This window comes from Dactylosporangium cerinum, assembly GCF_042653625.1.
GTDB classification, from domain to species: Bacteria; Actinomycetota; Actinomycetes; order Mycobacteriales; family Micromonosporaceae; genus Dactylosporangium; species Dactylosporangium cerinum.
Window position 1 is genome coordinate 1 of sequence record NZ_JBHSIU010000019.1, and the last position, 20,545, is coordinate 20,545.

Sequence of the window (20,545 nt, forward strand, 5' to 3'; positions counted from 1 at the left end):
TTCTCCGTCAACGCCGTGACACCCGGATGCACCGTGCTGCGCAACACGATCAACTGCCCGTCACGCAGGTACTCCGCGCACCGCTCGATCGCCGCCGGCACCGCACCGATGTTCGGGTTCAGGTGCTCATCGACGGGCGTACCCACGATCACGACAAGATGCTCAGCCGACGCGACACTCGCCGGGTCGGTGCTGGCAACGAGCCTGCCGTCCTTGACCGCGGTCGCGAGGGGCTCGGCCGCGCCGTCCTCGTCGAACGGCAGACGACCTTCGTTCACTACCGCGACCGCAGCCGCGTTGATGTCGTACAGGGTCACCTGCAGACCGCGGGAGGCCATGGCGATGCCGAGCGGTAGTCCGACCCGGCCGCACCCCCCGATCACCACGACGTCGGTCGTGAAGCCTGCCGATGCACTATCGTCTGACACGCGCTGCCCCTCCAGGAGAGCCGAGATCGAAGCCGGCGCTTGGCGCGGGCCGAGCCCTCGGGATGACCTCACGCCACATGACCCTGCGGAGGATGGCTCGGCGCCGTGACGGTACCACCCCTGCGGGTCTGGTTTCGGACCCACTGAGGGTGAAGCGTCCCCTCCCACACGATCTCGGCCTGCGGAAACGGCACTCGGTCCGATATCTGACGGTGATGGCAACAGCGGGCACCGGGGACGTGACTGTCCGTTCGGGCGGCCGCCGTTGTCCGATGCGGCCGCCCTGATTCGGCTGACCGGTCACGCGCCGCCGGGCGCGTGACCGGTGCACGGGCCTACGCGCCGCGCAGGGTCGCGCCGAACCGGTCGGCGGCGACGGCGACCGCGGCGTCACGGGCGGCGAGGGCCTCCTCGCCGGTGAGCGTCCGGTCGGCGGCGCGGAACGTCAGCTTGTAGGCCAGGGACTTGCGTCCCGCGCCGAGCTGCGCGCCCTCGTAGACGTCGAAGAGCCGCACCGACTCCAGCAGCGCACCCGCGCCCTCGGTGAGCGCCGAGGCGACGTCGCCGGCCGGGGTGGCCGCGTCGACGACGAGCGCCACGTCGAGCAGCGCCGTCGGGAAGCCCGACAGCCGCGGCGCGGTCGAGACGCCGGGGATCGGCACCGCGTCGAGGTCGAACTCCATCGCCACGGTGCGGCGGGGCAGGTCGAGGTCGGCGCAGACGGCCGGGTGCAGCTCGCCGGCGTAGCCGACGACGGTGTCGCCGACGAGCAGCGCCGCGCAGCGGCCCGGGTGCCACGGCGCGACCGCTTCGGCGACGCCTGGGACGTCGGTGGCGGCGCGGACGGTGAGCGTCACCCCGGCCGCCTCGACGGCGACCCGGGCGGCGTCGACCGCGTCGGCCCAGTCGGCCGGGCGGCCAGCGCCCCACCAGCCGGCCGGGTCGGCGTCGCCGGCGATGACGGCGGCGACGTGCCACGGCTGGTGCGGCAGCAGCGCCTCCGCGGCCCGCAGCTCCTCGGCCGGCGGCGGCCCGTCGACGCCGGCGGTCGGCGCGACCCGGACCGGCCCGCCGGGCAGGAAGACCGTGCCGAGCTCGAACAGCGCCAGGTCCCGCAGGCCACGGCCGAGGTTGCGGCGCAGCGCGCCGAGCAGCGGCGGCAGCAGCGTCGTGCGCATCCCGGGTTCCTCGTCGGACAGCGGGTTGCGCAGCAGCACCATGTCGCGGCGCGGGTCGCCGGCCGGGATCCGCAGCGCGTCGAGGGTGGCCACGCCGACGAACGGGTAGCAGAGCGTCTCGGTGAACCCGGCGTCGGCGAGGGCCCGGCCCACGGTCCGCCGGCGGCGCTGGGTGACGGACAGCCCGGCTCCGGGCGGCGCGATCGGCAGGACGCTGGGGATCCGGTCGTACCCGTCGAGGCGCAGCACCTCCTCGACCAGGTCGGCCGGGTCGGTGAGGTCGGGCCGCCAGCTCGGCGGGGTCACCACGGCGCGGCCACCGTCGACCTCGACCGAGGCGCCGATCATCGTCAGCACCTCGACGACCCGCTCCTGGGTGTAGTCGATGCCGGCCAGCTCCGACGGCCGGGTGACGGCCATGGTGACCGGCGCGGGCGGCACGACCGCGTAGACGTCGGTGACCCGCCGGTCGACGGTGCCGCCGCCGTACTCGGCGAGCAGCGCCGCGGCCCGCGCGGCGGCGGCCGCGGTGATCTGCGGGTCGACGCCACGCTCGTAGCGCTTGCCGGCCTCGCTGGGCAGCTTGTGCCGGCGGATCGTGCGGGCCACCGACAGCGGCTCCCAGTGCGCGGCCTCGAGGAGCACGTCGACGGTGCTCGCCGACACCTCGGTGGTGCTGCCGCCCATGACGGCGGCCAGGGACACCACGCCGGTGTCGTCGGCGATGACGATGTCCTGCGGGTCGAGGGCCCGCTTGACCCCGTCGAGCGTGGTCAGCTTCTCCCCCGCCGTGGCACGGCGCACGACGAGGGGGCCGGTGAGCCGCTCCAGGTCCCAGGCGTGCATCGGCTGGCCGGTCTCGATCATCAGGTAGTTGGTGATGTCGACCGGCAGGGAGATCGAGCGGATCCCGGCGACGGCGAGGCGCGCCTTCATCCACTGCGGGGTCAGTGCGGCCGGGTCGACGCCGCGGACCGCGACGGCGGTGAACCGGTCGCAGGCGACGCTGTCGCGCACGTCGATGCGGTACGCGTCGGTGCCGTCACCCTCGATCGGCACGACCGCCGCGACCGGGTCGCGGTACGCGCCGCCGAGCGAGTGCGACAGCTCCCGGGCGATGCCCCGCACCGAGAAGCAGTAGCCCCGGTCCGGGGTGACGTTGACCTCGACCACGATGTCGTCGAGCCCGACGACCGGCCGCGCCTCGGCGCCGGGCTCAGCTGCGTCACTTCCATCGGGCCCAGGCGCCAGGACGATGATGCCGTCGTGCTCGTCGGAGACGCCCAGCTCCCGCGCGGAGCAGATCATGCCGTTGGAGATGTGCCCGTAGGTCTTGCGGGCGGCGATCGCGAACCCGCCCGGCAGGACCGCGCCGGGCAGCGCGACCACGACGAGGTCACCCTCGGCGAAGTTGCGGGCGCCGCAGATGATGCCCTGCGGTTCGGCGTTGCCGACGTCGACGAGGCAGTAGCGGATGGGCTTCTTCAGCCCCTGCAGCTCCTCGATCGACTCGACCCGCCCGACGACGAGGGGACCTTCGACGGTCGCGCCGGCGTCGGTCATCTCCTCGACCTCGAGGCCGACCTTCACGAGGGCCTTCTCCAGGCCGTCGGCGGTCAGGTCCGGCGGCAGGTCGACGTGCTCACGCAGCCATGACAGCGGTACCCGCATCTCAGGCCTCCCATCCGAACGCCCGCGCGTAGCGCACGTCACCCTCAACCATGTCCCGCATGTCCCCGGCCGCGTTGCGGAACATCAGCGCCCGCTCGATGCCCATGCCGAACGCGAACCCGGAGTACTCGTCCGGGTCGATCCCGCAGGCGCGCAGCACCCGCGGGTTGACCATGCCGCAGCCGCCCCATTCGACCCATCGGGCCCCGTCGCGGTGGTGCGGGAACCACATGTCGATCTCGGCGCCGGGCTCGACGAACGGGAAGTACGACGGCCGCAGCCGGGTCTCCGTGCCGGGGCCGAACAGGCCTTTGACGAAGTGGTCGAGGGTGCCCTTGAGGTGCGCCATCGTGATGCCCTTGTCGATCACGAGGCCTTCGACCTGGTGGAACACCGGGGTGTGGGTCGCGTCGAGCTCGTCGGTGCGGTACACCCGGCCGGGGCAGACGATGTAGATCGGCGGCCGGCGGGTGAGCATCGTGCGGGCCTGCACCGGCGAGGTGTGGGTCCGCAGCACGATCCGCGAGTCGGTGTCCCTGTCCGCGCCGGAGGCGGCGACGAAGAACGTGTCCATCATCGAGCGCGCCGGGTGGTCCGGGTGCATGTTGAGGGCGTCGAAGTTGTACCACTCCCACTCGGCCTCGGGGCCTTCGGCGACCTCGTAGCCCATGCCGACGAACAGGTCGCCGACCCGCTCCATGATCGTGGTCAGCGGGTGCTGGGCGCCGCGCGGCCGGCGGCCGGTGGGGAGGGTGACGTCGACCGTCTCCTCGACCAGGACCCGCTCCTCGCGTTCCGCGGTCAGCGCCGCGAGCCGCGCGTCGAAGGCGGCCTGCACGGCGACGCGGGCCTCGTTGACGCGCTTGCCGGCGTCGGACTTCGCGGCCGGCGGCAGCGAGCCGATCTCGCGCCGGGCGAGGGAGATGGGGGCGCGGTCGCCGAGGTGCTGCGACTTCAGCGCCGCGAGGGCGTCGAGGTCGCTCGCCCCGGCGAACGCCTTGTCAGCGCCGGCGACGGCGTCGTCCAGGGCGTCCTGGGCCAGCAGCATGGCCTGCTTCGGGTCGTACGGATCATTGCGGTAGGTCATTGGACTCTTCCCACGCGGAATCGGGCCTCGGACAGTGTAGAGAGGGGCGCCCGCCGGCCGTGGGAAGGTGTCAGGAGGTGGTGCGTCCTGTCCGCCCACCGCTACCGGCGGGCCGCATAAACAGTGCGCTCACATCGACTCCTTCAACGCATTCTTCGCTTGCATAGCTTTCGCAGAAGCGTACAAGCACACGGCGGCGGCCGCAGCCAGGTTCAGGCTCTCCGCGCCGCCGAGGATCGGCACCCGCACCCGGGCGTCGGCGGCGTGCTTCAGGTCGTCCGGCAGGCCGTGCGCCTCGGATCCGAACAGCCATGCGGTCGGCTCGGACAGGTCGGAGCGTTCGAACAGATCCGATTCGCCGTATCCGTCCGCGGCGAGCACCCGGAGGCCGGCGTCCTGCAGCGCGGCGACCGCGGCGGTGCTGGACCGGGACCTGACCACGTCGACGTGGAACAGGCTGCCGGCGGACGCGCGGACGGCCTTGCCGTTGTACGGGTCGACGCTGTCGCCGGCGAAGATCACCGCGGTGGCGCCCGCGGCGTCGGCGGTGCGCAGGACCGTGCCGGCGTTACCGGGGTCGCGGATGTCGGCGCAGACGGCGATCAATTGCGGCGCCTTGCGCAGCGCGTCGGCGAGGGGGACGTCCCGCTGGGTGCAGACCGCCACCAGGCCCTGCGGCTGGACGGTCTCGGTGAGCGCGGCGAGGGCCTCGTCGTCGACCTCGCTGACCCTTGCCGTCGGGCGGCTTGCCGTGGCACCGCTTGCCGTGGCGCCGCCTGTCGTGGCGCTGAACAGCGCCGCGTGGCGGGTGAGGGCGTCGGCGGTGCCGAACACCTCGACGACCACGCCGGCGGCGAGCGCCTCGCGGACGGCCTGGGGGCCTTCGGCGAGGAAGCGGCCGGTCTCGTCCCGGTCCCGGCGACGCTGGAGGCGCCGGGCAGCGACAACCCGGGGGGTCCGCGTGGTGAAGACCGCCCCGGGTTGCGCAAACACGTCAGGCTGCGGCAACGGCCGTCTTCGCCACCTGGACCAGGCCGCTGAACGCCTTCGCGTCGCTGACCGCCAGCTCGGCGAGGATCTTGCGGTCGACCTCGACACCGGCCAGGCGCAGGCCCTGGATCAGCCGGTTGTAGGTCAGGCCGTTCGCGCGGGCGGCGGCGTTGATGCGGGTGATCCACAGCTGGCGGAAGTCACCCTTGCGGTCGCGCCGGTCGCGGTAGGCGTACTGCATCGAGTGCAGCACCTGCTCCTTGGCCTTGCGGTACAGCCGCGAGCGCTGCCCGCGGTAGCCGCTGGCGGTCTCCAGGACGGTGCGGCGCTTCTTCTGGGCATTCACTGCCCGCTTCACGCGTGCCACGGTTCGTTACTCCTCATGCGAGACCGGCCCAAAGCCAATGGGGCCGGTCGGAAAAGTCCAGGAAAGGGGGGCTTGTGACGCCGCGTGTTACAGGCCGAGCATCTTCTTGACGCGCCTGGTCTCGGTCTTGGCGAGCTCAACAGTGCCGCTGAGCCGGCGGGTCCGCTTGCTGGGCTTGACCTCGAGCAGGTGGCGCTTGCCGGCCGGCTCGGCGAGGATCTTGCCGCGACCGGTGATCTTGACGCGCTTCTTCATCCCCGAGTGCGGTTTGAACTTCGGCATGGCTGATGTTGCCCTTCCATGTGCGGCACGCCAGAGCCGGCACCCTCCCCGACGGATCGGCTGGAGGGTGCCGTGGCGCACCGGCGCACAGGCCAGGACGCCGCTGTGCGGGTCCCGCCCGCACGACGCGGTCGTTGTGGTTGGTGCCGGTTGGTGCAGGTGGTGCGGTTATCCCTGGTCGGCGGTGACGACCTCGGGCAGGACGGCGACTGTTTCGCCCTCCGGCGCGGTGGTGTCCTCGGCGCCCTCGGTGCGCCCCTCGCGGGACGCGGTGGCCGCGGCCTTCACGTTGCGGTGCGGCGCGAGAACCATGATCATGTTGCGGCCGTCCTGCTTCGCGGAGGCCTCGACGAAGCCCAGCTCCGAGATCTCCTCCGAGAGCTTGCGCAGCAGCCTGAACCCCAGCTCCGGGCGGCTCTGCTCGCGGCCTCGGAACATGATCGTTACCTTGACCTTGTCGCCCGCCTTCAGGAACCGCATGACGTGACCCTTTTTGGTCTCGTAGTCGTGCGGATCGATCTTCGGACGGAGCTTCATCTCCTTGATGACGGTCTGCTGCTGGTTACGCCGGGCTTCCCTTGCCTTGAGCGCGCTCTCGTACTTGAACTTGCCGAAGTCCATGAGCTTGCAGACGGGCGGGCGTGCCATGGGCGCAACTTCGACCAGGTCCAGGTCCACGTCGGCGGCCAGCTGGAGTGCGCGCTCGAGCGGGACGATGCCCACCTGCTCACCCTCCGGGCCGACCAGCCGGACCTCACGTGCCCGGATCTGTTCGTTGACGCGTGGCTCGACGCTGATGTGGCCTCCTCGATCGGTGCTGTCTGTTGTGCCGACCGAAGCGGAAAAGCCCCCGGATGCGCAGCGCGCATGCGAGGGCCCACTTGACCACATCGTCCCTGGCGAGGAACCGTGCGGCCAGACCGGACCCGGCTGCCCTGAGCTGCACGGGTGGGAGTGCTGAACTCCGCTTCGAACACGAAACGATCCTGTTGGGGACGCGACGTGCGGTCGACTCCGGCTACTCTACCACGCTGCTCGTCAACGACGCGGCGTGCAGGGCCCGCAGCCGGCGCGCGGCCTTGACGGCGTGGTCCTTGTCCGTCATCTGCACCGCCATCACCGCGACCCGCTCGTCGTCGTGCAGGTCCAGGGTGAGCCACGGGCTGCCGCGGCCGAACGTGACGGCGCGCACCACGTCCCACGGCAGGTCGTAGGACCCGATGATGTTCTGGACCCGCACGCCGGTCTCGTCGGCCTCGACCTTGGGCCGGGCCATCAGCAGGATGGCGAGCGCGGCGCAGATGCCCAGCCCGATCATCGCGGCCTGGTCACCGCGCTGGAAGTAGCCGGGGCCGTCGCCGGTCTTGCCGTGCAGCCCCAGCGCGATGAGCGTGAAAACCACCACGACCACGGCGGCGAGGACGAATGCGATGATCCTGGCACGCCGCGGACGGGCGACAACGGTGCTGCTCACGCTCAGGAGCCTACAGGCGGCAGGCGTGGATGCCGGTCACCAGGATGGCCCGGGCGCCCACCTCGTACAGCTCGTCCATGATCCGGTGCACCTCGTCCCGCAGCACCATCGCCTGGACGGCCACCCAACCCTCCCGGTGCAGCGGCGACACCGTCGGCGACTCGATGCCCGGGGTCAGCGCCACCGCCGCGTCGAGCGCGTCGGCCCGCACGTCGTAGGCGAGCATCACGTAGCGGCGGGCCACCAGGACACCCTGCAGGCGGCGCAGCAGCTGCGTCGCCGCGGGCGCCAGGTCGCCGGTGCCGCTGCGGCGGACCAGCACCGACGACGACTTGAGAATCGGCTCACCGAAGATCGACAGGCCGGCCTGGCGCAGGGTCGCGCCGGTCTCCACGACGTCGGCGATGACGTCGGCGACGCCGAGCCGGATCGCGTTCTCCACGGCGCCGTCGAGCCGGATCACCTCGGCGTCCACCGCGTGCTCGGCGAAGTAGCGCTGCATGACCCCCGGGTAGGCGGTCGCGACCCGCAGCCCGGCCAGGTCGGCGGGCTGGTCACCCTTGGTCGAGCCGGGCACCGCAGCGAACCGGAACGTGGCCCGGCCGAACCCCAGATCGAGGAGTTCCTCGGCGCCGCTGTCGGCGTCGATGAGCAGGTCCCGGCCGGTGATGCCGAGGTCCAGGTCGCCGGAGCCGACGTAGGTGGCGATGTCACGGGGTCGCAGGTAGAAGAACTCGACGTCGTTGGCCTCGTCGCGGCAGAGCAGGTCCTTGGGGTCGGACCGCTGCCGGTAACCGGCCTCCTGCAGCATCTGGGCGGCGGGGCCGGACAGGGTGCCCTTGTTGGGCACGGCGATTCTGAGCATGGGAAGGAGGACCTTTCAGCGGGTGGCGGGAACGGACGCGGGCACCGGCCTACAGATGTCGGTACACGTCCTCCAGCGACAGCCCTGTCGCCAGCATCAGGCACTGCACCTGGTACAGCAGCTGCGAGAGCTCCTCGGCGGTGCGCTCCCGCCCCTCGTGCTCGGCGGCCATCCAGCTCTCGGCGGCCTCCTCGACGACCTTCTTGCCGATGAAGTGGACGCCCTTCTCCAGCGCGGCGACCGTGCCGGAGCCCGGGGTGCCCGCGGCGGCCTTGGCGGTCAGCTCGGCGAACAACTCGTCAAAGGTCTTCACGGGCACGAATTCTCGCAGGCCCGGATGCGAAAGGGGAATCGAGATCACGACAGGCGTGTCCTGCCTCACCGTCATCTCGTCCGGTGTTCACCCGACGATGAACTCGTGGTCGTCGACCCCCTGGACGCTGCTGTCGGCCTGGGAGATGTAGTACGCCTCCACGAGGTACCGGCCGGGCGGCAGCGTCACCGGCACCCGCGCCTCACCGACCGCCGGCGCCCCCACGGACAGCTGCACGACCTGCTCCACGACGACCTCGCCGCCGGCCCCCCGCACCCTGAGGTTCACGGTGCCCTCCCACACGATCCCGGCCAGGTGCACGGTGAACGACCGGCCGACCGACTGCCCCTGCTGCGGGTCGATGACCCACACCGGCGCGTAGATCTCCGACGGGTGCAGCTGCTTGACCGGCTTGCTGGTGTCGACCGTGTTCCAGAGCTTCGCGACGGGGGCGCCGTCGATCGTGATCCGCACCCCGTCGATCCGCTTGACCGAGGTGTACGAGGCCGCGGCCGCGACCGTGGACACCAGCTGCTGCACGGCGAGGGCGGGGGTGCCGGCGCGCGGCACGGTGCCGACGTCGGAGAGGTCGACGACGACCACCTTGCCCTGGACGGTGACGCCCCGCACGGTCACCGAGTCCGGCCACAGCGTCTCGTAGTCCGGGTCGGCGGCGCTGCCGGCCCGCAACGCCTCCGTGACCGAGGCCTCGATGCGGTGCGCGTCGTCGTCGACCGGCAGCGGCAGCTCGTGGAACTCGCGGACGAGGCGGTCGTTGCGGGCGTAGTACACCGGCAGCTGCATCTTCACGGGCTCCCCCGGGACCACCGGCCCGGCCGTGGTCGCCGGCGCCGACGGCTCGACCGGCTCCTGCGTCACCGACGTGACCGGCGGCCGATCCGTCACCCCGTGCGGCGGCACCCGGTCCGGCACGAACACCACGACGGCCAGGGCGATGACGGCCGCGACCGCCGCGCCGGCGGCGATGACCGCCCACCCGCCGCCGCGGCGCCGCTCCTGGATGCGTCCCCGGATCCGCGGCAGCGCGTCGGGCGTCACCTCGACCTCGTCGACCTGGGCGCGCAGCGCCGCCCGCAGCCGGTCCTCCGGCGACATCCTCATGGCGCCAGCTCCAGACTCTCCCGCAGGGCGGCCATGCCCCGCGAGGCGTGACTCTTGACGGAGCCCTTGCTGACCCCCATCGCGTCGGCGATCTCGGCCTCGGACAGCTCCCCGTAATACCGCAGCACGATCGCCTCCCGCTGCCGGGCCGGCAGGCGGCGGACCGCCTCGAGGACCTCCCGGTGCCGCAGCAACGCCAGCGCGCCGCTCTCCGCGCTGGCCACCGTCGGCTCGTCCACGACCCGCCGGGCCGCGACGTACCGGTCGGCGACCCCCCGGTGCCGCAGCGCCGACCTGGCGCCGTTGACGACGCTGATCCGCAGGTACGCCAGTGCCTTGTCCGCGTCCCGCAGCCGCCACCAGCGCCGGTGCAGCGCCACGTAGGCGTCCTGCACCACGTCCTCGGCGGCCGTCTCGTCGTGCAGCAGCAGCACCGCGAGCCTGACCAGGCCCCGGTAGTGCGCCGAGAACAGCGCCGTGACCGCGTCGTCGGCGCTCCAGGATCTGCTCAGGGCGCGCGCGTCGTCACGGGCGGGCTCGGCTGACACCGTCCTACCGTCCCATGGCGTGGTCCCCACGTCGGCCGTCACACACCTACGACGCGCCAAGTGGCTGTCCGGTTTACCGCTGTCACCCGAAAGGCGAAGTCCACCCGGTCTGGATATCGTGGGCCGGTGGAAACCGTGCCGAAGTACACCGACGAAGAGTGGGGGCTCCTCGTGGGCCTGCCGCAGTCCGTGCTGATCGCCGCCTCCCAGGCCGAGCAGGACGGCAGCCGCCGCACCCGCGACGAGTGGACGGCCGGCATGACCGCCATCGCCGACGGCCGCGACTCCGCCAGCGACCTGGTCCGCACGATCGCCACCGACGTGGTCGCGCGGCAGGGCGACATCGAGGAGGGCCTCGTGAGCGGCCAGGAGCCGCCGATCATCGAGTTCCCGGACCGCGAGGCGGGCATCGCCGACGTCATCGACCGCGCGCGGGCCGCCCACGAGCTCCTCGCCGCGAAGGCCACCGACGCCGACGCCGAGTCCTACCGCTTCTGGCTCATCACCCTCGCCGACCAGGTCGTGAGCGCCGCGAAGTCCGGCAGCGTCCTCGGCTTCGGCGGCGAACTGGTCACCCCCGCCGAACGCGCCTTCCGGGACGAACTGGCAGCCGTCCTCGAGGTCTGAGCGGTTCCCGTGATCCGGAAGACTTCGGGTACCCAGGGGTGCACAGGGTCTTCCGGATCACGGACATTGCACTACGACTTGGCTACCTGGCGGAGGGCGTGGGCGGCGTCGAGCGCGGCCAGGGTGGCCGAGTAGCCCTTGTCCTCCGGGGAGCCGGGCAGGCCGGCCCGGGCCCGGGCCTGGTCGAGGTTGTCGACCGTGAGGACGCCGTGCGCGACCGGGGTCGACTCGTCCAGGGCGACCCGGGTCAGCCCGTCGGTCACGGACTGGCAGACGTACTCGAAGTGGGCCGTGTCGCCGCGGACCACGACCCCGAGGGCGACCACGGCGTCGAAGCGGTGCGCCAGGGCCTGCGCGAGGACCGGCAGCTCCACGGCGCCGTCGACGCGGGCGACGGTGATGTGGTCGACGTTCGACGCCTCGCCGGCCTCGATCGCCCGGTTGAGCATGTGGTCGACGAGCTCGGCGTGCCACCGGGTGGCGACGATGCCGAGGGTCAACCCGGTGCCGTCCACGCGCTGCAGGACGGGCGCCCCACTACCAGCCATTACGCAAGTCCTTCCGCGACCTCGTCGAGTTCGTCCAGCAGATGCCCCATGCGGTCCCGCTTGGTGCGCAGGTAGCGCACGTTCTCGGGGTGCGGCCGGGTCGGCAGGGAAACCCGAGCGAGCACGGACAGACCGTACCCCTCCAGGCCCGCCCGTTTGGCCGGGTTGTTCGTCAACAGTCGCATCGTCTTGATGCCGAGGTCGACGAGGATCTGCGCGCCGGTGCCGTAGTCGCGGGCGTCGGCGGGCAGGCCGAGGTCGAGGTTGGCGTCGACGGTGTCCCGGCCGAGGTCCTGCAGCTGATACGCCTGCAGCTTGTGGATCAGCCCGATGCCGCGGCCCTCGTGCCCGCGCATGTAGAGCACGACGCCACGCCCCTCGGCGGCGACCATCTTCATGGACGCGTGCAGCTGGGGGCCGCAGTCGCAGCGGACCGAGGCGAACACGTCGCCGGTGAGGCACTCCGAGTGGACCCGGACCAGGACGTCCTCGCCGTCGCCGAGGTCGCCGTAGACGAGGGCGATGTGCTCACCGTCGTCGAACTCGGTGGTGTAGCCGACGGCCCGGAACACGCCGTGTTCGGTCGGCAGCCGGGTCTCGGCGACCCGCTCGACCTGCTTCTCGGTGTGCCGCCGATACGCGATGAGGTCCGCGATGCTGATCAGCGCCAGGTCGTGCTGCTCGGCGAAGGCACGCAGGTCGGGCAGGCGCATCATGGTGCCGTCGTCGTTGACCATCTCGCACAGCACACCGGCGGGGCTCAGCCCGGCCATGGTGGCGAGGTCGACGGCGGCCTCGGTGTGCCCGGCGCGGCGCAGGACCCCGCCGTCCTTGGCCCGCAGCGGCACGATGTGCCCGGGGCGCGACAGGTCGGTCGGCTTGGTCTCCGCCGACGACAGCAGCTTGATCGTGCGGGCCCGGTCGGCGGCGGAGATGCCCGTCGTCCCGCCGAACCTGGCGTCGACGGTCACCGTGTAGGCGGTGCCCCGGCGGTCCTGGTTCGTGCGGTACATGGGCGGCAGGTCGAGCCGGTCGGCCTCGGCCTCGGTGATCGGCACGCAGATGTAGCCCGACGTGTAGCGGACCATGAAGGCGACGAGCTCGGGCGTGGCGTGCTCCGCCGCGAAGATCAGGTCACCCTCGTTCTCGCGGTCCTCGTCGTCCACGACGATGACGGCCTTGCCGGCGGCGATGTCCTTGACGGCCCGCTCGATCGGGTCGAGGTCCGTGATGGGCGCGCTCATGCCTTCGCGCCAAGGAGCTTCTCGACGTACTTGGCCATGATGTCGACCTCCAGGTTGACCTGCTCGCCGACGCCCTTGGCGCCGAGCGTCGTGAGTTTGAGCGTGGTCGGGATGAGCCCGACCGAGAACGTGTCGTCGGTGATCGCCATGACGGTCAGCGAGATCCCGTCGACGGTGATGGATCCCTTCTCCACGACGTAGCGGGCGAGCTGCGGCGGGAGGCTGAACGTGACGGTCTCCCACTGGTCGCCGGCCTCCCGGGACAGCACCGCGCCGACCCCGTCGACGTGGCCCTGCACGATGTGGCCGCCGAGGCGGGTGGCCATGGTCGCGGCGCGTTCGAGGTTGACCGCGGAACCGGCGGCGAGCGAGCCGAGGGTGGAGCGGTCCAGGGACTCGCCCATCACGTCGGCGGTGAAGACGCCGTCGGCGTTGTCCACGACGGTCAGACAGACGCCGTTGACGCTGATGGAGTCGCCGTGCGCGGCGTCGGAGGTGACGGTCGCACCGCGGATCGTCAGCCGTGCCGAGTCGCCGAGCGGGTCGATCGCGACGACCGTCCCGAGCTCTTCGATGATGCCGGTGAACACTGGGTCACGCACCTTTCACTGTTGCCGTCAGGCGCACATCGGGCCCGATCGTGGCAAGGTCGACAACGTCGAGCGTCAAGGCTTCGGAGATGGTGGAAATTCCCGCGGCGGCGAGCGCGGCCGGGCCGGCGCCGAGCAGCTTCGGGGCCAGGTAGGCCACGACCCGGTCGACGAGCCCCTCGGCGAGGAACGCACCGGCGAGGGTCGGCCCGCCCTCGAGCAGCGCCGTGCGGACGCCCCGGTCGTACAACTCGCGCAACATGCCACGCAGGTCGACCTTGCCGCCGCCGGGTGCGGTGACGATCCAGGTCGCGGCAGCACCGTCGCGCACCTTCGCGGTGGGAGGTGTCCGGCCGGCGCTGTCGACGACGACCCGCAACGGCTGACGGGCGGCGGGGCCGGTGGCGGTGCGGACGGTGAGCTGGGGGTCGTCGGCCAGGACGGTGCCGACGCCGGCGATGATCGCGTCGACGCCGGCCCGGATGCGGTGCACGTCGGCCCGCGCCTCCGGCGACGTGATCCATTTGCTGGTGCCGTCGGCGGCGGCGGAACGCCCGTCGAGGGTCGCGGCGAACTTCCAGATCACGTACGGCGTGCCCCGCCCGACCGCGGTCAACCAGCCGATCATGGCGTCCCGGGCGGCGTCGTCCTCGACGAGATCGACCCGGATCCCGGCGGCTCTCAGGGTCTCGGCGCCGCCGGCAGCGAGGGGGTTCGGGTCGCGGACGGCTATGACGACGCGGGCCACGCCGGCCGCGATCAGCGCAGCAGTGCAGGGGCCGGTGCGACCCGTGTGGTCGCACGGTTCGAGGGTGACGTAAGCGGTGGCCCCCCGGGCCGCCGAACCCGCCGCGGCAAGGGCGTTGACCTCGGCGTGCGGCCCGCCGGCGGGTGCGGTGCGCCCCTCGCCGACGACCGTGCCGGCCGGGCTCACGAGGACACAGCCGACGTTGGGGTTGGGGCTGGTCCCGCCCAGGCTGAGCAGGGACAGCTCGACGGCACGCCGCAGGTGCGTCTCGTCGGTGGCGTCTGCGTCCATGGCCCTCTCCGCGTGGTCTGCTCACACGCGGAGGGCTGACGGGACGGCGGCGGGCGGTGCCGGTCCTTCGCATACGCGCAGGCCAGCCCCGAGGCGACCGCCGAAACGGACACCGGATCCCGCGCGCTGAACTCCCATCCGGACTGTGACCGTCGGCCCTGGACTCACACCAGATCCACCGGTCGACGGCTTCGACCGGGTCGCGGGCTCGCGGCTTCGCCGCTTACCGCCGGTTCGGAATTTCACCGAGCCCCGCCAGCGCGTGGTGGGTACGTAACCCGAGTCTTGCACATTTCTGCGGCGAGCGGCCCGGTCCTTACCGAGGGACATACGTCACAGCGGCCGTCACCGGCCTTTTTGGGCTGTACAAGTGCTTTCACAGCTGCAGTGCGCTGCTGTTTTTAGCTGCTGCTTTTACAGGTGCAGTGCGCTGCGGCGATCGACCGCCACGTAGTTGCCGTTGTGCTTCTTGGCCACGGACTTCATGTCGGTGGCGATCGCGATGACCTCACGCGGGTCGGTCAGTTGCCCGTTGGCGATCTGCCCGATCGCGACCCCGATCGACAGGGTGACCAGGTTCGCCTGCTGGACCTCGCCGTTGCGCTGGACGACCTCGACGTAGCCGCGTTCGGCGTCGACCGGGTCGTAGAGCGCGTCCGACGCGGTCTGGAACTCCAGGATCGCCTTGGACGCCATCGGCTTGAGCTGGTCGGGACTGCACACGACGAGGAAGTCGTCACCGCCGATGTGGCCGAGGAACGCCGGCGGCAGCCCCACCTCGACGACGGCACGGTGCAGCGCCCGGGCGAGCGCGGTGATGAACTCGTCGCCGCGGGCGAACCCGTACACGTCGTTGACGGCCTTGAACCGGTCGATGTCGACGTGCGAGACGGCGAAGTCGGCGCCGGCCCGGGCCCGGTCGGTGATCTCGCGCAGGATCCGGCTGTTGCCCGGCAGCCCGGTGAGCGGCGACACCTCCCGGTTCTCCTGGTTGCGCCGCAGCGTCGAGCGGACCCGCGCGACGAGCTCCAGGGTGTCGAACGGCTTCACCAGGTAGTCGTCGGCGCCTGCCTGCAACCCGATGACCTTGTCCGCGGTCTGCCCGCGAGCGGTCAGCAGGATCACCGGGATCGGCGCGGTCATCGGGTCGGCCCGCAACCGCCGGGTCAGCTCGATCCCGTCGAGCTGCGGCATCATCCAGTCGACCACGGCGAGGGCGGGCATGTGCTCCTCGACGAGGCGCAGCGCCGTCGCGCCGTCGTGGGCGAGCAGCACCCGGTAGCCCTCCAGGCGCAGATTGACCTCGATGAACCGGGCGATGTCGACGTCGTCGTCGACGACGAGGATGGTGTCGGGCTCGCCCATGCGATTCCTCTTGGTTTGCTTTTGGTTCACTCTTGGTTCTTTGGTGCTTTTGGTTCTTTGGTTCTTTGGTTCGCTTTTGGTTCGCTTTTGGTTCGCTCAGCCGTTCGCCAGGGCGCGGAGCCGGCGCACCGCGGCGGCCGGGTCCTCGGCGCCGAAGACGGCGGTGCCCGCCACGAACGTGTCGGCACCCGCTTCGGCGCAGGCCGCGATCGTATCCTCGGCCACCCCGCCGTCAACTTCAATGCGCAGCTCCAGATGACCGGTGTCGATGTGCCGCCGGGCCGCGCGGACCTTGTCGAGCAGCTCCGGGATGAACGCCTGCCCGCCGAACCCCGCCTTGATCGTCATGATGAGCAGCAGGTCGAAGTGCGGCAGGAGGTCCAGGTAGCCCTCGACCGGCGTGTCCCGGTCGATGGCGAGTCCCGCCCGGCTGCCCGCGGCCCGCAGGTCCTTCGCGATCGCGGCCGGGTCCGTCGCCGCCTCCGCGTGGAACGTGACGTTGTACGCCCCGGCCTCCGCGTACTGCGCCGCCCACCGGGCCGGGTCCGCGATCATCAGGTGGCAGTCGAACGGCAGCGTCGTCGCCTTGCGCAGGCTCTGCACCACCGGCAGCCCGATCGTCAGGTTGGGCACGAAGTGGTAGTCCATGACGTCCACGTGCAACCAGTCGGCGCTGCCCTCCACCGCCGCGGCGGAGTCGGCGAGCCGGGCGAAGTCCGCGGCGAGGATGGACGGGGCGATCACCGTGTTGCTCACATCAGCACTCTAGGCGACGGCGCGGGTTCGGTCCGGTATGGGGGACAATCACTGGATGGCTGATGTCGTCGATGTGATCATCACCGATCATCTCAGGTTCGAGACGCTGCTCCGGGCACTGCGGGACCGTTCCCGACCCGATCTCGCGGCACACCGGCGGCACACCCTCGGCGAGCTCGCGGACCTCCTCGTCGCGCACGCGTCCGCCGAAGAGTCCGAGGTGTACCCGAAGCTGCGCGAGCTGACCGGCGCCGACGACCACGTCGAGCACGGCGAGAACGAGCACCTGGACGGCCACCGCCGGCTCCTCGCGCTGCTGGACGTGCCGGATGTCGAGTCCGTGGCCTTCGACAAGGCACTGGGGAAGCTGGCGAACTCGCTGTACCACCACCTCGACGAGGAGGAGCGCACCCTGCTCAACGACGCGCTGCGCCTGGACCCCGCGATCCGGCAGTCCCTCGGCGACGCCTGGATCGCCGAGCGGGACCGGCTGATCGCCCTGTCGTGCGGCTCCCGCGCCGCCGTGGCCGCCCTCCTGCCCGACTGACCCGCGACCCCCCGGCCGTTGGCGTCGGTCGTCGGGCGTTGGCGATCAATCCTGTGGACTGCTTAGACTACGGTCGGTAGCCGAGCTGGAGATCAATTTGCAGCAATGGGTTAGCGTGCAGATGAAGCAGCCGGCGCGGCACCCACACACGTTCCGACCAGACCTGAGGCGTCCGATGCTCAGCTGACACCGATGCTGCGCATTCCCGTGGTCAGCCGGCGCCTGCGTGCACAGTCCCGAGGTTGGTCGTTGTCCCTGCCTGCGCAGCAGGACACAGCCGATCGGCGCGCCAGAGCCCCGGCCAATGCCCCTGCGGCGCAGCAGGGGTCCAGCCGGTGCCCCGCGGCGCCGCAGGGTCCAGCAGGTGCCCCCTGCGGCGCGGTGAAGCTCAGCCGATGCCCCTGCGGCGCAGCACGGTCCAGCCGGTGCCGCGCGGCGCAGCAGGTCCAGCAGGTGCCCCTGCGGCGCAGCACGGTCCAGCCGGTGCCGCGCGGCGCAGCAGAGCTCAGCCGGCGCGGCGGAGCAGGGCGAGGAACATCGCGTCGGTGCCGTGCCGGTGCGGCCAGAGCTGCACCGTCGGCCCCGTGCCCAGGTCGGGCAGCGACGCCGGCAGGAACGGCCGGGCGTCGAGCAGGTCCACGTCCACCGGTGAGCGGCGGGCCGCCTCCGTGACCGACACCTCGGTCTCGGCCTGGTGCGGCGAGCAGGTGACGTAGGCGACGACCCCGCCGGGCCGGACCGCCCGGAACGCCGCCTGCAGCAGCTCCCGCTGCAGCCGGGTCAGCGGTGGCAGGTCCGACGGCTGGCGTCGCCAGCGGGCCTCGGGGCGGCGGCGCAGCGCGCCCAGGCCGGTGCAGGGCGCGTCGACCAGGACCCGGTCGAAGCCGCCCTCGGGCAGGTCCGTGTCCTTGCCGACGTCGCGACCGTCGGCGTGGATCGTGTAGACCGGCAGGCCCTCGGTGGCCTTGGCGACCAGCTCCGCCCGGTGGTGGGCGACCTCGACGGCGGTGACGTGCGCGTCGCGGGTGCGGGCGAGCGCGCCCAGCAGCCCGGCCTTGCCACCGGGGCCGGCGCACAGGTCGAGCCACCGCTCGTCGCGGCCGCCACCGCTGCCGCCGTCGAGGGGTGCCGCGGCGAGGGCGGCGGCGACGAGCTGGCTGCCTTCGTCCTGCACGTGGGCGCGACCGTCGCGGATGGCGGGGATGCCGCCGGGGTCGCCGCCGCCGGTCAGCACGACCGTGAACGGCGAGTAGCGCCCGACGGTCGCGCCGCGCAGCGTCGCCGCGAACGCGGCCGGGTCGAGCAGGCCGGGCCGCGCGCACAGGTGCACGGGCGGGGCCAGGTTGTCGGCGTCGAGGGCGAGTTCGGCCTCGTCGAGGGAGCCGAGCGCGTCGGTGAACGCCCGCACGATCCACTGCGGGTGCGCGTGGTTGAGCGCGGCCCGCTCGAACGGGTCGGCGGGGGCCAGCCGGGACAGCCACTCGTTGCGGTCGGACTCGGCGACGCGGCGCAGGACGGCGTTGGCGAACCCGGCGGCGCCGGGGGCCAGGGAACGGACCAGGTCGACCGTGGTCGCGACCGCGGCGTGCGCGCCGACGCGCATGTTGAGCAGCTGATACGCCCCGATGCGCAGGGCGTCGCGGACGGGCGGGTCGATGCGCTCCACGGCCCGGTCCGCGGCGACGGCGACGATCGCGTCGAGGGTGCCGGTCTGGCGCAGCGTGCCGTAGGTCAGTTCGGTCGCGAACGCGGCGTCCCGTCCGGTGACCCCGGTGTCCCGCAGCAGTTTCGGCAGCACGAGGTTGGCGTACGCGTCGTCGCGGTGCACGGCGGCCACGGCCTCGTACGCGGCCTCGCGGGCCGGGTCGATCGCCGGGCGTCCACCGCGCGGCGGCCTGACCAGCCGGTCGTCGCGGGCGCCCGCGGGGCGCGGCCCGGGTCCACGCCGGGGCGACCTCAAGAGGTGACTCCCGGGGCGACGGATGACGTGCCGAGGACGGTGCCGGACTCGATGCGGGCGCCGCGCGCCCAGGCGTCGGCCGGCATGGCCTTCTTCCCGGGGGCGGTGACGGTGCCGAGGACGACCGGGACGGTGCCGGTGCCGACGAGGACCCGGTTGCGTTCGACGGCGACGACGCCGGGCTCGAGGGCCGTGCCGCCGCCGATGACGGACGCGGCGGTGACGGGCGTGACCGGGCCGAGTTTCAGCCGGTCGCCGTGCAGCGTCGTCCACCCGCCCGGCGCGGGGGTGCAGGCCCTGACCCGCCGGTCGACCGCGAACGCCGGGTCGTCCCAGCGGACGCGGGCGTCCTCGACGGTGAGTTTCGGGGCGGCCGAGATGCCCTCGTGCGGTTGCGGCACGGCGGTGACCGCGTGGGCCTCGATGCCGTCGAGGACCTGCACGAGCAGGCCGGCACCGGACCCGGCGAGCCGGTCGAGCACGTCGCCGGACGTGTCGCGGGCGCCGACGGGCTCGGTGAGCGTGCCGAACACGGGCCCGGTGTCCAGGCCCTCCTCGAGCAGGAACACGCTGGCACCGGTCATGTCGTCGCCGTGCAGGACGGCCTGCTGGACCGGCGCCGCGCCCCGCCACGCGGGCAGGAGCGAGAAGTGCAGGTTGATCCACCCATACCGGGGGATGTCGAGCGCGGCCCGCGGCACCAGCGCGCCGTAGGCGACGACGGGGCAGCAGTCTGGCTCGAGGGCGGCCAGCTGCTCCAGAAAGGCAGGCTCGCGCGGCCGCGCGGGGGTGAGCACAGGAATCCCGCGCGCCGCGGCCCACGCGCTGACCGGGGACGGCACCAGCTGGCGGCCACGGCCGGACGGTGCGTCGGGGCGTGACACGACGGCGACGAGCTCGTGCGAGGAGGCGGCGATCGCGTCGAGGGCGGGCAGCGCCACCGCGGGTGTGCCCGCGAAGACGAGCCTCACCGGCCGAACAGACCGTGTGGGCTGGCCTTGACGACCGGCGGTGCGTCGGGGTTGTACCACTCGGCGGCGCGGATCTCCTTCATCGCCTGCTTGCGCCGGTCGGCGTCGAGCCGGTCGACGAACAGGACCCCGTCGAGGTGGTCGGTCTCGTGCTGGGCGCAGCGCGCCATCAGCCCGGTGCCGACGATCTGGATCGGGTCGCCGTGCTCGTTGAAGCCCTTGGCGATCACGTTCTGGCGGCGTTTGGTGTCCACGTACACACCGGGGATCGACAGGCAGCCCTCGGGGCCGTCCTGCTCCTCCTCGTCGGGGAACTCGAGCACCGGGTTGACCAGGTGCCCGACGACGTCGTCGACGTCGAAGGTGAACACGCGCAGCCCGACGCCGATCTGCGGGGCGGCGAGGCCGGTGCCGTTCTGCTGGCCCATGGTGTCGAGCAGGTCCTTGACCAGCTTGCGCAGCTCACGGTCGAAGTCCACGACGCTGTCGGCGGGTGTGCGCAGCACCGGGTCGCCGAAGATGCGGACGGACTGGACGGTCAAACGAGGCACCCCAAATCTGATTCGAGTCACG

At 72.2% G+C, this 20,545-nt stretch carries 22 protein-coding genes, 1 pseudogene and 1 riboswitch; of the genes and pseudogenes, 2 read left to right on the forward strand and 21 right to left on the reverse strand.

The genetic code is table 11. The features are described from left to right. The 12 genes and pseudogenes from ACFPIJ_RS17720 to ACFPIJ_RS17775 form a co-directional block, all read right to left on the reverse strand. Positions 1 to 428 (reverse strand): annotated as a pseudogene (locus ACFPIJ_RS17720) (nucleotide sugar dehydrogenase); the annotation flags it as partial. A 335-nt stretch (positions 429 to 763) separates the two neighbouring features. Continuing rightward, positions 764 to 3,277 (reverse strand): phenylalanine--tRNA ligase subunit beta, encoded by a 2,514-nt coding sequence (gene pheT / locus ACFPIJ_RS17725; RefSeq protein WP_380116207.1) that lies wholly within the window; start codon positions 3,275 to 3,277, stop codon positions 764 to 766. A 1-nt stretch (position 3,278) separates the two neighbouring features. Continuing rightward, positions 3,279 to 4,364, reverse strand: coding sequence for a phenylalanine--tRNA ligase subunit alpha (gene pheS, locus ACFPIJ_RS17730; protein WP_380116209.1), 1,086 nt, complete (start codon positions 4,362 to 4,364; stop codon positions 3,279 to 3,281). A gap of 129 nt (positions 4,365 to 4,493) precedes the next feature. Next, positions 4,494 to 5,357, reverse strand: a complete 864-nt coding sequence (locus tag ACFPIJ_RS17735; protein ID WP_380116211.1) for a TrmH family RNA methyltransferase — start codon at positions 5,355 to 5,357, stop codon at positions 4,494 to 4,496. Position 5,358: 1 nt separating this feature from the next. Continuing rightward, on the reverse strand, positions 5,359 to 5,721 hold the full coding sequence (gene rplT / locus ACFPIJ_RS17740; RefSeq protein ID WP_033356865.1) for a 50S ribosomal protein L20: 363 nt from the start codon (positions 5,719 to 5,721) through the stop codon (positions 5,359 to 5,361). A gap of 87 nt (positions 5,722 to 5,808) precedes the next feature. Further along, entirely contained in the window at positions 5,809 to 6,003 is a 195-nt protein-coding gene (rpmI, locus tag ACFPIJ_RS17745; protein ID WP_327009555.1) for a 50S ribosomal protein L35, read from the reverse strand. A 168-nt stretch (positions 6,004 to 6,171) separates the two neighbouring features. After that, positions 6,172 to 6,894, reverse strand: coding sequence for a translation initiation factor IF-3 (gene infC / locus ACFPIJ_RS17750; RefSeq protein WP_380116213.1), 723 nt, complete (start codon positions 6,892 to 6,894; stop codon positions 6,172 to 6,174). A 127-nt stretch (positions 6,895 to 7,021) separates the two neighbouring features. Next, positions 7,022 to 7,483 carry a PH domain-containing protein gene (locus tag ACFPIJ_RS17755; RefSeq protein WP_380116810.1) on the reverse strand — a complete coding sequence of 154 codons (462 nt, stop codon included), beginning with the start codon at positions 7,481 to 7,483 and terminating at the stop codon, positions 7,022 to 7,024. Positions 7,484 to 7,487: 4 nt separating this feature from the next. Then, on the reverse strand, positions 7,488 to 8,342 hold the full coding sequence (gene hisG, locus ACFPIJ_RS17760) for an ATP phosphoribosyltransferase (RefSeq protein WP_380116215.1): 855 nt from the start codon (positions 8,340 to 8,342) through the stop codon (positions 7,488 to 7,490). A 49-nt stretch (positions 8,343 to 8,391) separates the two neighbouring features. Then, positions 8,392 to 8,655, reverse strand: a complete 264-nt coding sequence (locus ACFPIJ_RS17765; RefSeq protein ID WP_203850014.1) for a phosphoribosyl-ATP diphosphatase — start codon at positions 8,653 to 8,655, stop codon at positions 8,392 to 8,394. A gap of 87 nt (positions 8,656 to 8,742) precedes the next feature. Next, positions 8,743 to 9,777 (reverse strand): GerMN domain-containing protein, encoded by a 1,035-nt coding sequence (locus tag ACFPIJ_RS17770; RefSeq protein WP_380116217.1) that lies wholly within the window; start codon positions 9,775 to 9,777, stop codon positions 8,743 to 8,745. After that, positions 9,774 to 10,325 (reverse strand): SigE family RNA polymerase sigma factor, encoded by a 552-nt coding sequence (locus ACFPIJ_RS17775; RefSeq protein WP_380116219.1) that lies wholly within the window; start codon positions 10,323 to 10,325, stop codon positions 9,774 to 9,776. Before ACFPIJ_RS17775 ends, ACFPIJ_RS17770 begins: the two co-directional genes overlap by 4 nt. 126 nt (positions 10,326 to 10,451) lie before the next feature. Between ACFPIJ_RS17775 and ACFPIJ_RS17780 the strand changes: the two genes are divergently transcribed. Beyond that, on the forward strand, positions 10,452 to 10,952 hold the full coding sequence (locus tag ACFPIJ_RS17780) for a hypothetical protein (RefSeq protein ID WP_380116220.1): 501 nt from the start codon (positions 10,452 to 10,454) through the stop codon (positions 10,950 to 10,952). Positions 10,953 to 11,023: 71 nt separating this feature from the next. Here ACFPIJ_RS17780 and ribH read toward each other — a convergent pair whose 3' ends face one another. The 6 genes from ribH to rpe all read right to left on the reverse strand — a co-directional run bounded on the left by ribH (position 11,024) and on the right by rpe (position 16,494). Further along, positions 11,024 to 11,500, reverse strand: a complete 477-nt coding sequence (gene ribH / locus ACFPIJ_RS17785; protein ID WP_203850010.1) for a 6,7-dimethyl-8-ribityllumazine synthase — start codon at positions 11,498 to 11,500, stop codon at positions 11,024 to 11,026. Further along, on the reverse strand, positions 11,500 to 12,744 hold the full coding sequence (locus tag ACFPIJ_RS17790; RefSeq protein ID WP_380116222.1) for a bifunctional 3,4-dihydroxy-2-butanone-4-phosphate synthase/GTP cyclohydrolase II: 1,245 nt from the start codon (positions 12,742 to 12,744) through the stop codon (positions 11,500 to 11,502). The genes ribH and ACFPIJ_RS17790 overlap by 1 nt, the downstream gene beginning before the upstream one ends. Next, positions 12,741 to 13,334, reverse strand: coding sequence for a riboflavin synthase (locus tag ACFPIJ_RS17795; protein WP_203850038.1), 594 nt, complete (start codon positions 13,332 to 13,334; stop codon positions 12,741 to 12,743). The genes ACFPIJ_RS17790 and ACFPIJ_RS17795 overlap by 4 nt, the downstream gene beginning before the upstream one ends. 4 nt (positions 13,335 to 13,338) lie before the next feature. Further along, positions 13,339 to 14,373: a bifunctional diaminohydroxyphosphoribosylaminopyrimidine deaminase/5-amino-6-(5-phosphoribosylamino)uracil reductase RibD gene (gene ribD / locus ACFPIJ_RS17800; protein WP_380116224.1), complete on the reverse strand. Its 1,035-nt coding sequence runs from the start codon at positions 14,371 to 14,373 to the stop codon at positions 13,339 to 13,341. A 121-nt stretch (positions 14,374 to 14,494) separates the two neighbouring features. Beyond that, positions 14,495 to 14,637: riboswitch (FMN riboswitch) on the reverse strand. A 150-nt stretch (positions 14,638 to 14,787) separates the two neighbouring features. Then, positions 14,788 to 15,738 (reverse strand): GGDEF domain-containing response regulator, encoded by a 951-nt coding sequence (locus ACFPIJ_RS17805; protein WP_380116226.1) that lies wholly within the window; start codon positions 15,736 to 15,738, stop codon positions 14,788 to 14,790. 96 nt (positions 15,739 to 15,834) lie between these two features. Further along, positions 15,835 to 16,494 carry a ribulose-phosphate 3-epimerase gene (rpe, locus tag ACFPIJ_RS17810; RefSeq protein WP_380116228.1) on the reverse strand — a complete coding sequence of 220 codons (660 nt, stop codon included), beginning with the start codon at positions 16,492 to 16,494 and terminating at the stop codon, positions 15,835 to 15,837. Positions 16,495 to 16,549: 55 nt separating this feature from the next. On the opposite strand from rpe, the gene ACFPIJ_RS17815 reads away from it, so the two are divergent. Continuing rightward, positions 16,550 to 17,041 carry a hemerythrin domain-containing protein gene (locus tag ACFPIJ_RS17815; protein ID WP_380116230.1) on the forward strand — a complete coding sequence of 164 codons (492 nt, stop codon included), beginning with the start codon at positions 16,550 to 16,552 and terminating at the stop codon, positions 17,039 to 17,041. Positions 17,042 to 17,546: 505 nt separating this feature from the next. Here ACFPIJ_RS17815 and ACFPIJ_RS17820 read toward each other — a convergent pair. The 3 genes from ACFPIJ_RS17820 to def are packed head-to-tail and all read right to left on the reverse strand — an operon-like array spanning position 17,547 to position 20,514. After that, on the reverse strand, positions 17,547 to 19,073 hold the full coding sequence (locus ACFPIJ_RS17820) for an RsmB/NOP family class I SAM-dependent RNA methyltransferase (protein ID WP_380116811.1): 1,527 nt from the start codon (positions 19,071 to 19,073) through the stop codon (positions 17,547 to 17,549). Next, the gene (gene fmt / locus ACFPIJ_RS17825) at positions 18,998 to 19,972 is read right to left on the reverse strand and encodes a methionyl-tRNA formyltransferase (RefSeq protein ID WP_380116231.1); all 975 of its coding nucleotides are present in this window, start codon (positions 19,970 to 19,972) and stop codon (positions 18,998 to 19,000) included. The genes ACFPIJ_RS17820 and fmt overlap by 76 nt, the downstream gene beginning before the upstream one ends. Then, on the reverse strand, positions 19,969 to 20,514 hold the full coding sequence (def, locus tag ACFPIJ_RS17830; protein ID WP_380116232.1) for a peptide deformylase: 546 nt from the start codon (positions 20,512 to 20,514) through the stop codon (positions 19,969 to 19,971). Before def ends, fmt begins: the two co-directional genes overlap by 4 nt. Between the last annotated feature and the right edge of the window lie 31 nt (positions 20,515 to 20,545).

Coding starts and splice junctions, on each gene's coding strand:
- ribD (WP_380116224.1), bottom strand. CDS start 14,373: ATGGACGCAGACGCCACCGACGAGACGCACCTGCGGCGTGCCGTCGAG.
- hisG (WP_380116215.1), bottom strand. CDS start 8,342: ATGCTCAGAATCGCCGTGCCCAACAAGGGCACCCTGTCCGGCCCCGCC.
- pheS (WP_380116209.1), bottom strand. CDS start 4,364: ATGACCTACCGCAATGATCCGTACGACCCGAAGCAGGCCATGCTGCTG.
- ACFPIJ_RS17770 (WP_380116217.1), bottom strand. CDS start 9,777: ATGAGGATGTCGCCGGAGGACCGGCTGCGGGCGGCGCTGCGCGCCCAG.
- pheT (WP_380116207.1), bottom strand. CDS start 3,277: ATGCGGGTACCGCTGTCATGGCTGCGTGAGCACGTCGACCTGCCGCCG.
- ribH (WP_203850010.1), bottom strand. CDS start 11,500: ATGGCTGGTAGTGGGGCGCCCGTCCTGCAGCGCGTGGACGGCACCGGG.
- ACFPIJ_RS17815 (WP_380116230.1), top strand. CDS start 16,550: ATGGCTGATGTCGTCGATGTGATCATCACCGATCATCTCAGGTTCGAG.
- rpmI (WP_327009555.1), bottom strand. CDS start 6,003: ATGCCGAAGTTCAAACCGCACTCGGGGATGAAGAAGCGCGTCAAGATC.
- ACFPIJ_RS17790 (WP_380116222.1), bottom strand. CDS start 12,744: ATGAGCGCGCCCATCACGGACCTCGACCCGATCGAGCGGGCCGTCAAG.
- infC (WP_380116213.1), bottom strand. CDS start 6,894: ATGTGGTCAAGTGGGCCCTCGCATGCGCGCTGCGCATCCGGGGGCTTT.
- ACFPIJ_RS17805 (WP_380116226.1), bottom strand. CDS start 15,738: ATGGGCGAGCCCGACACCATCCTCGTCGTCGACGACGACGTCGACATC.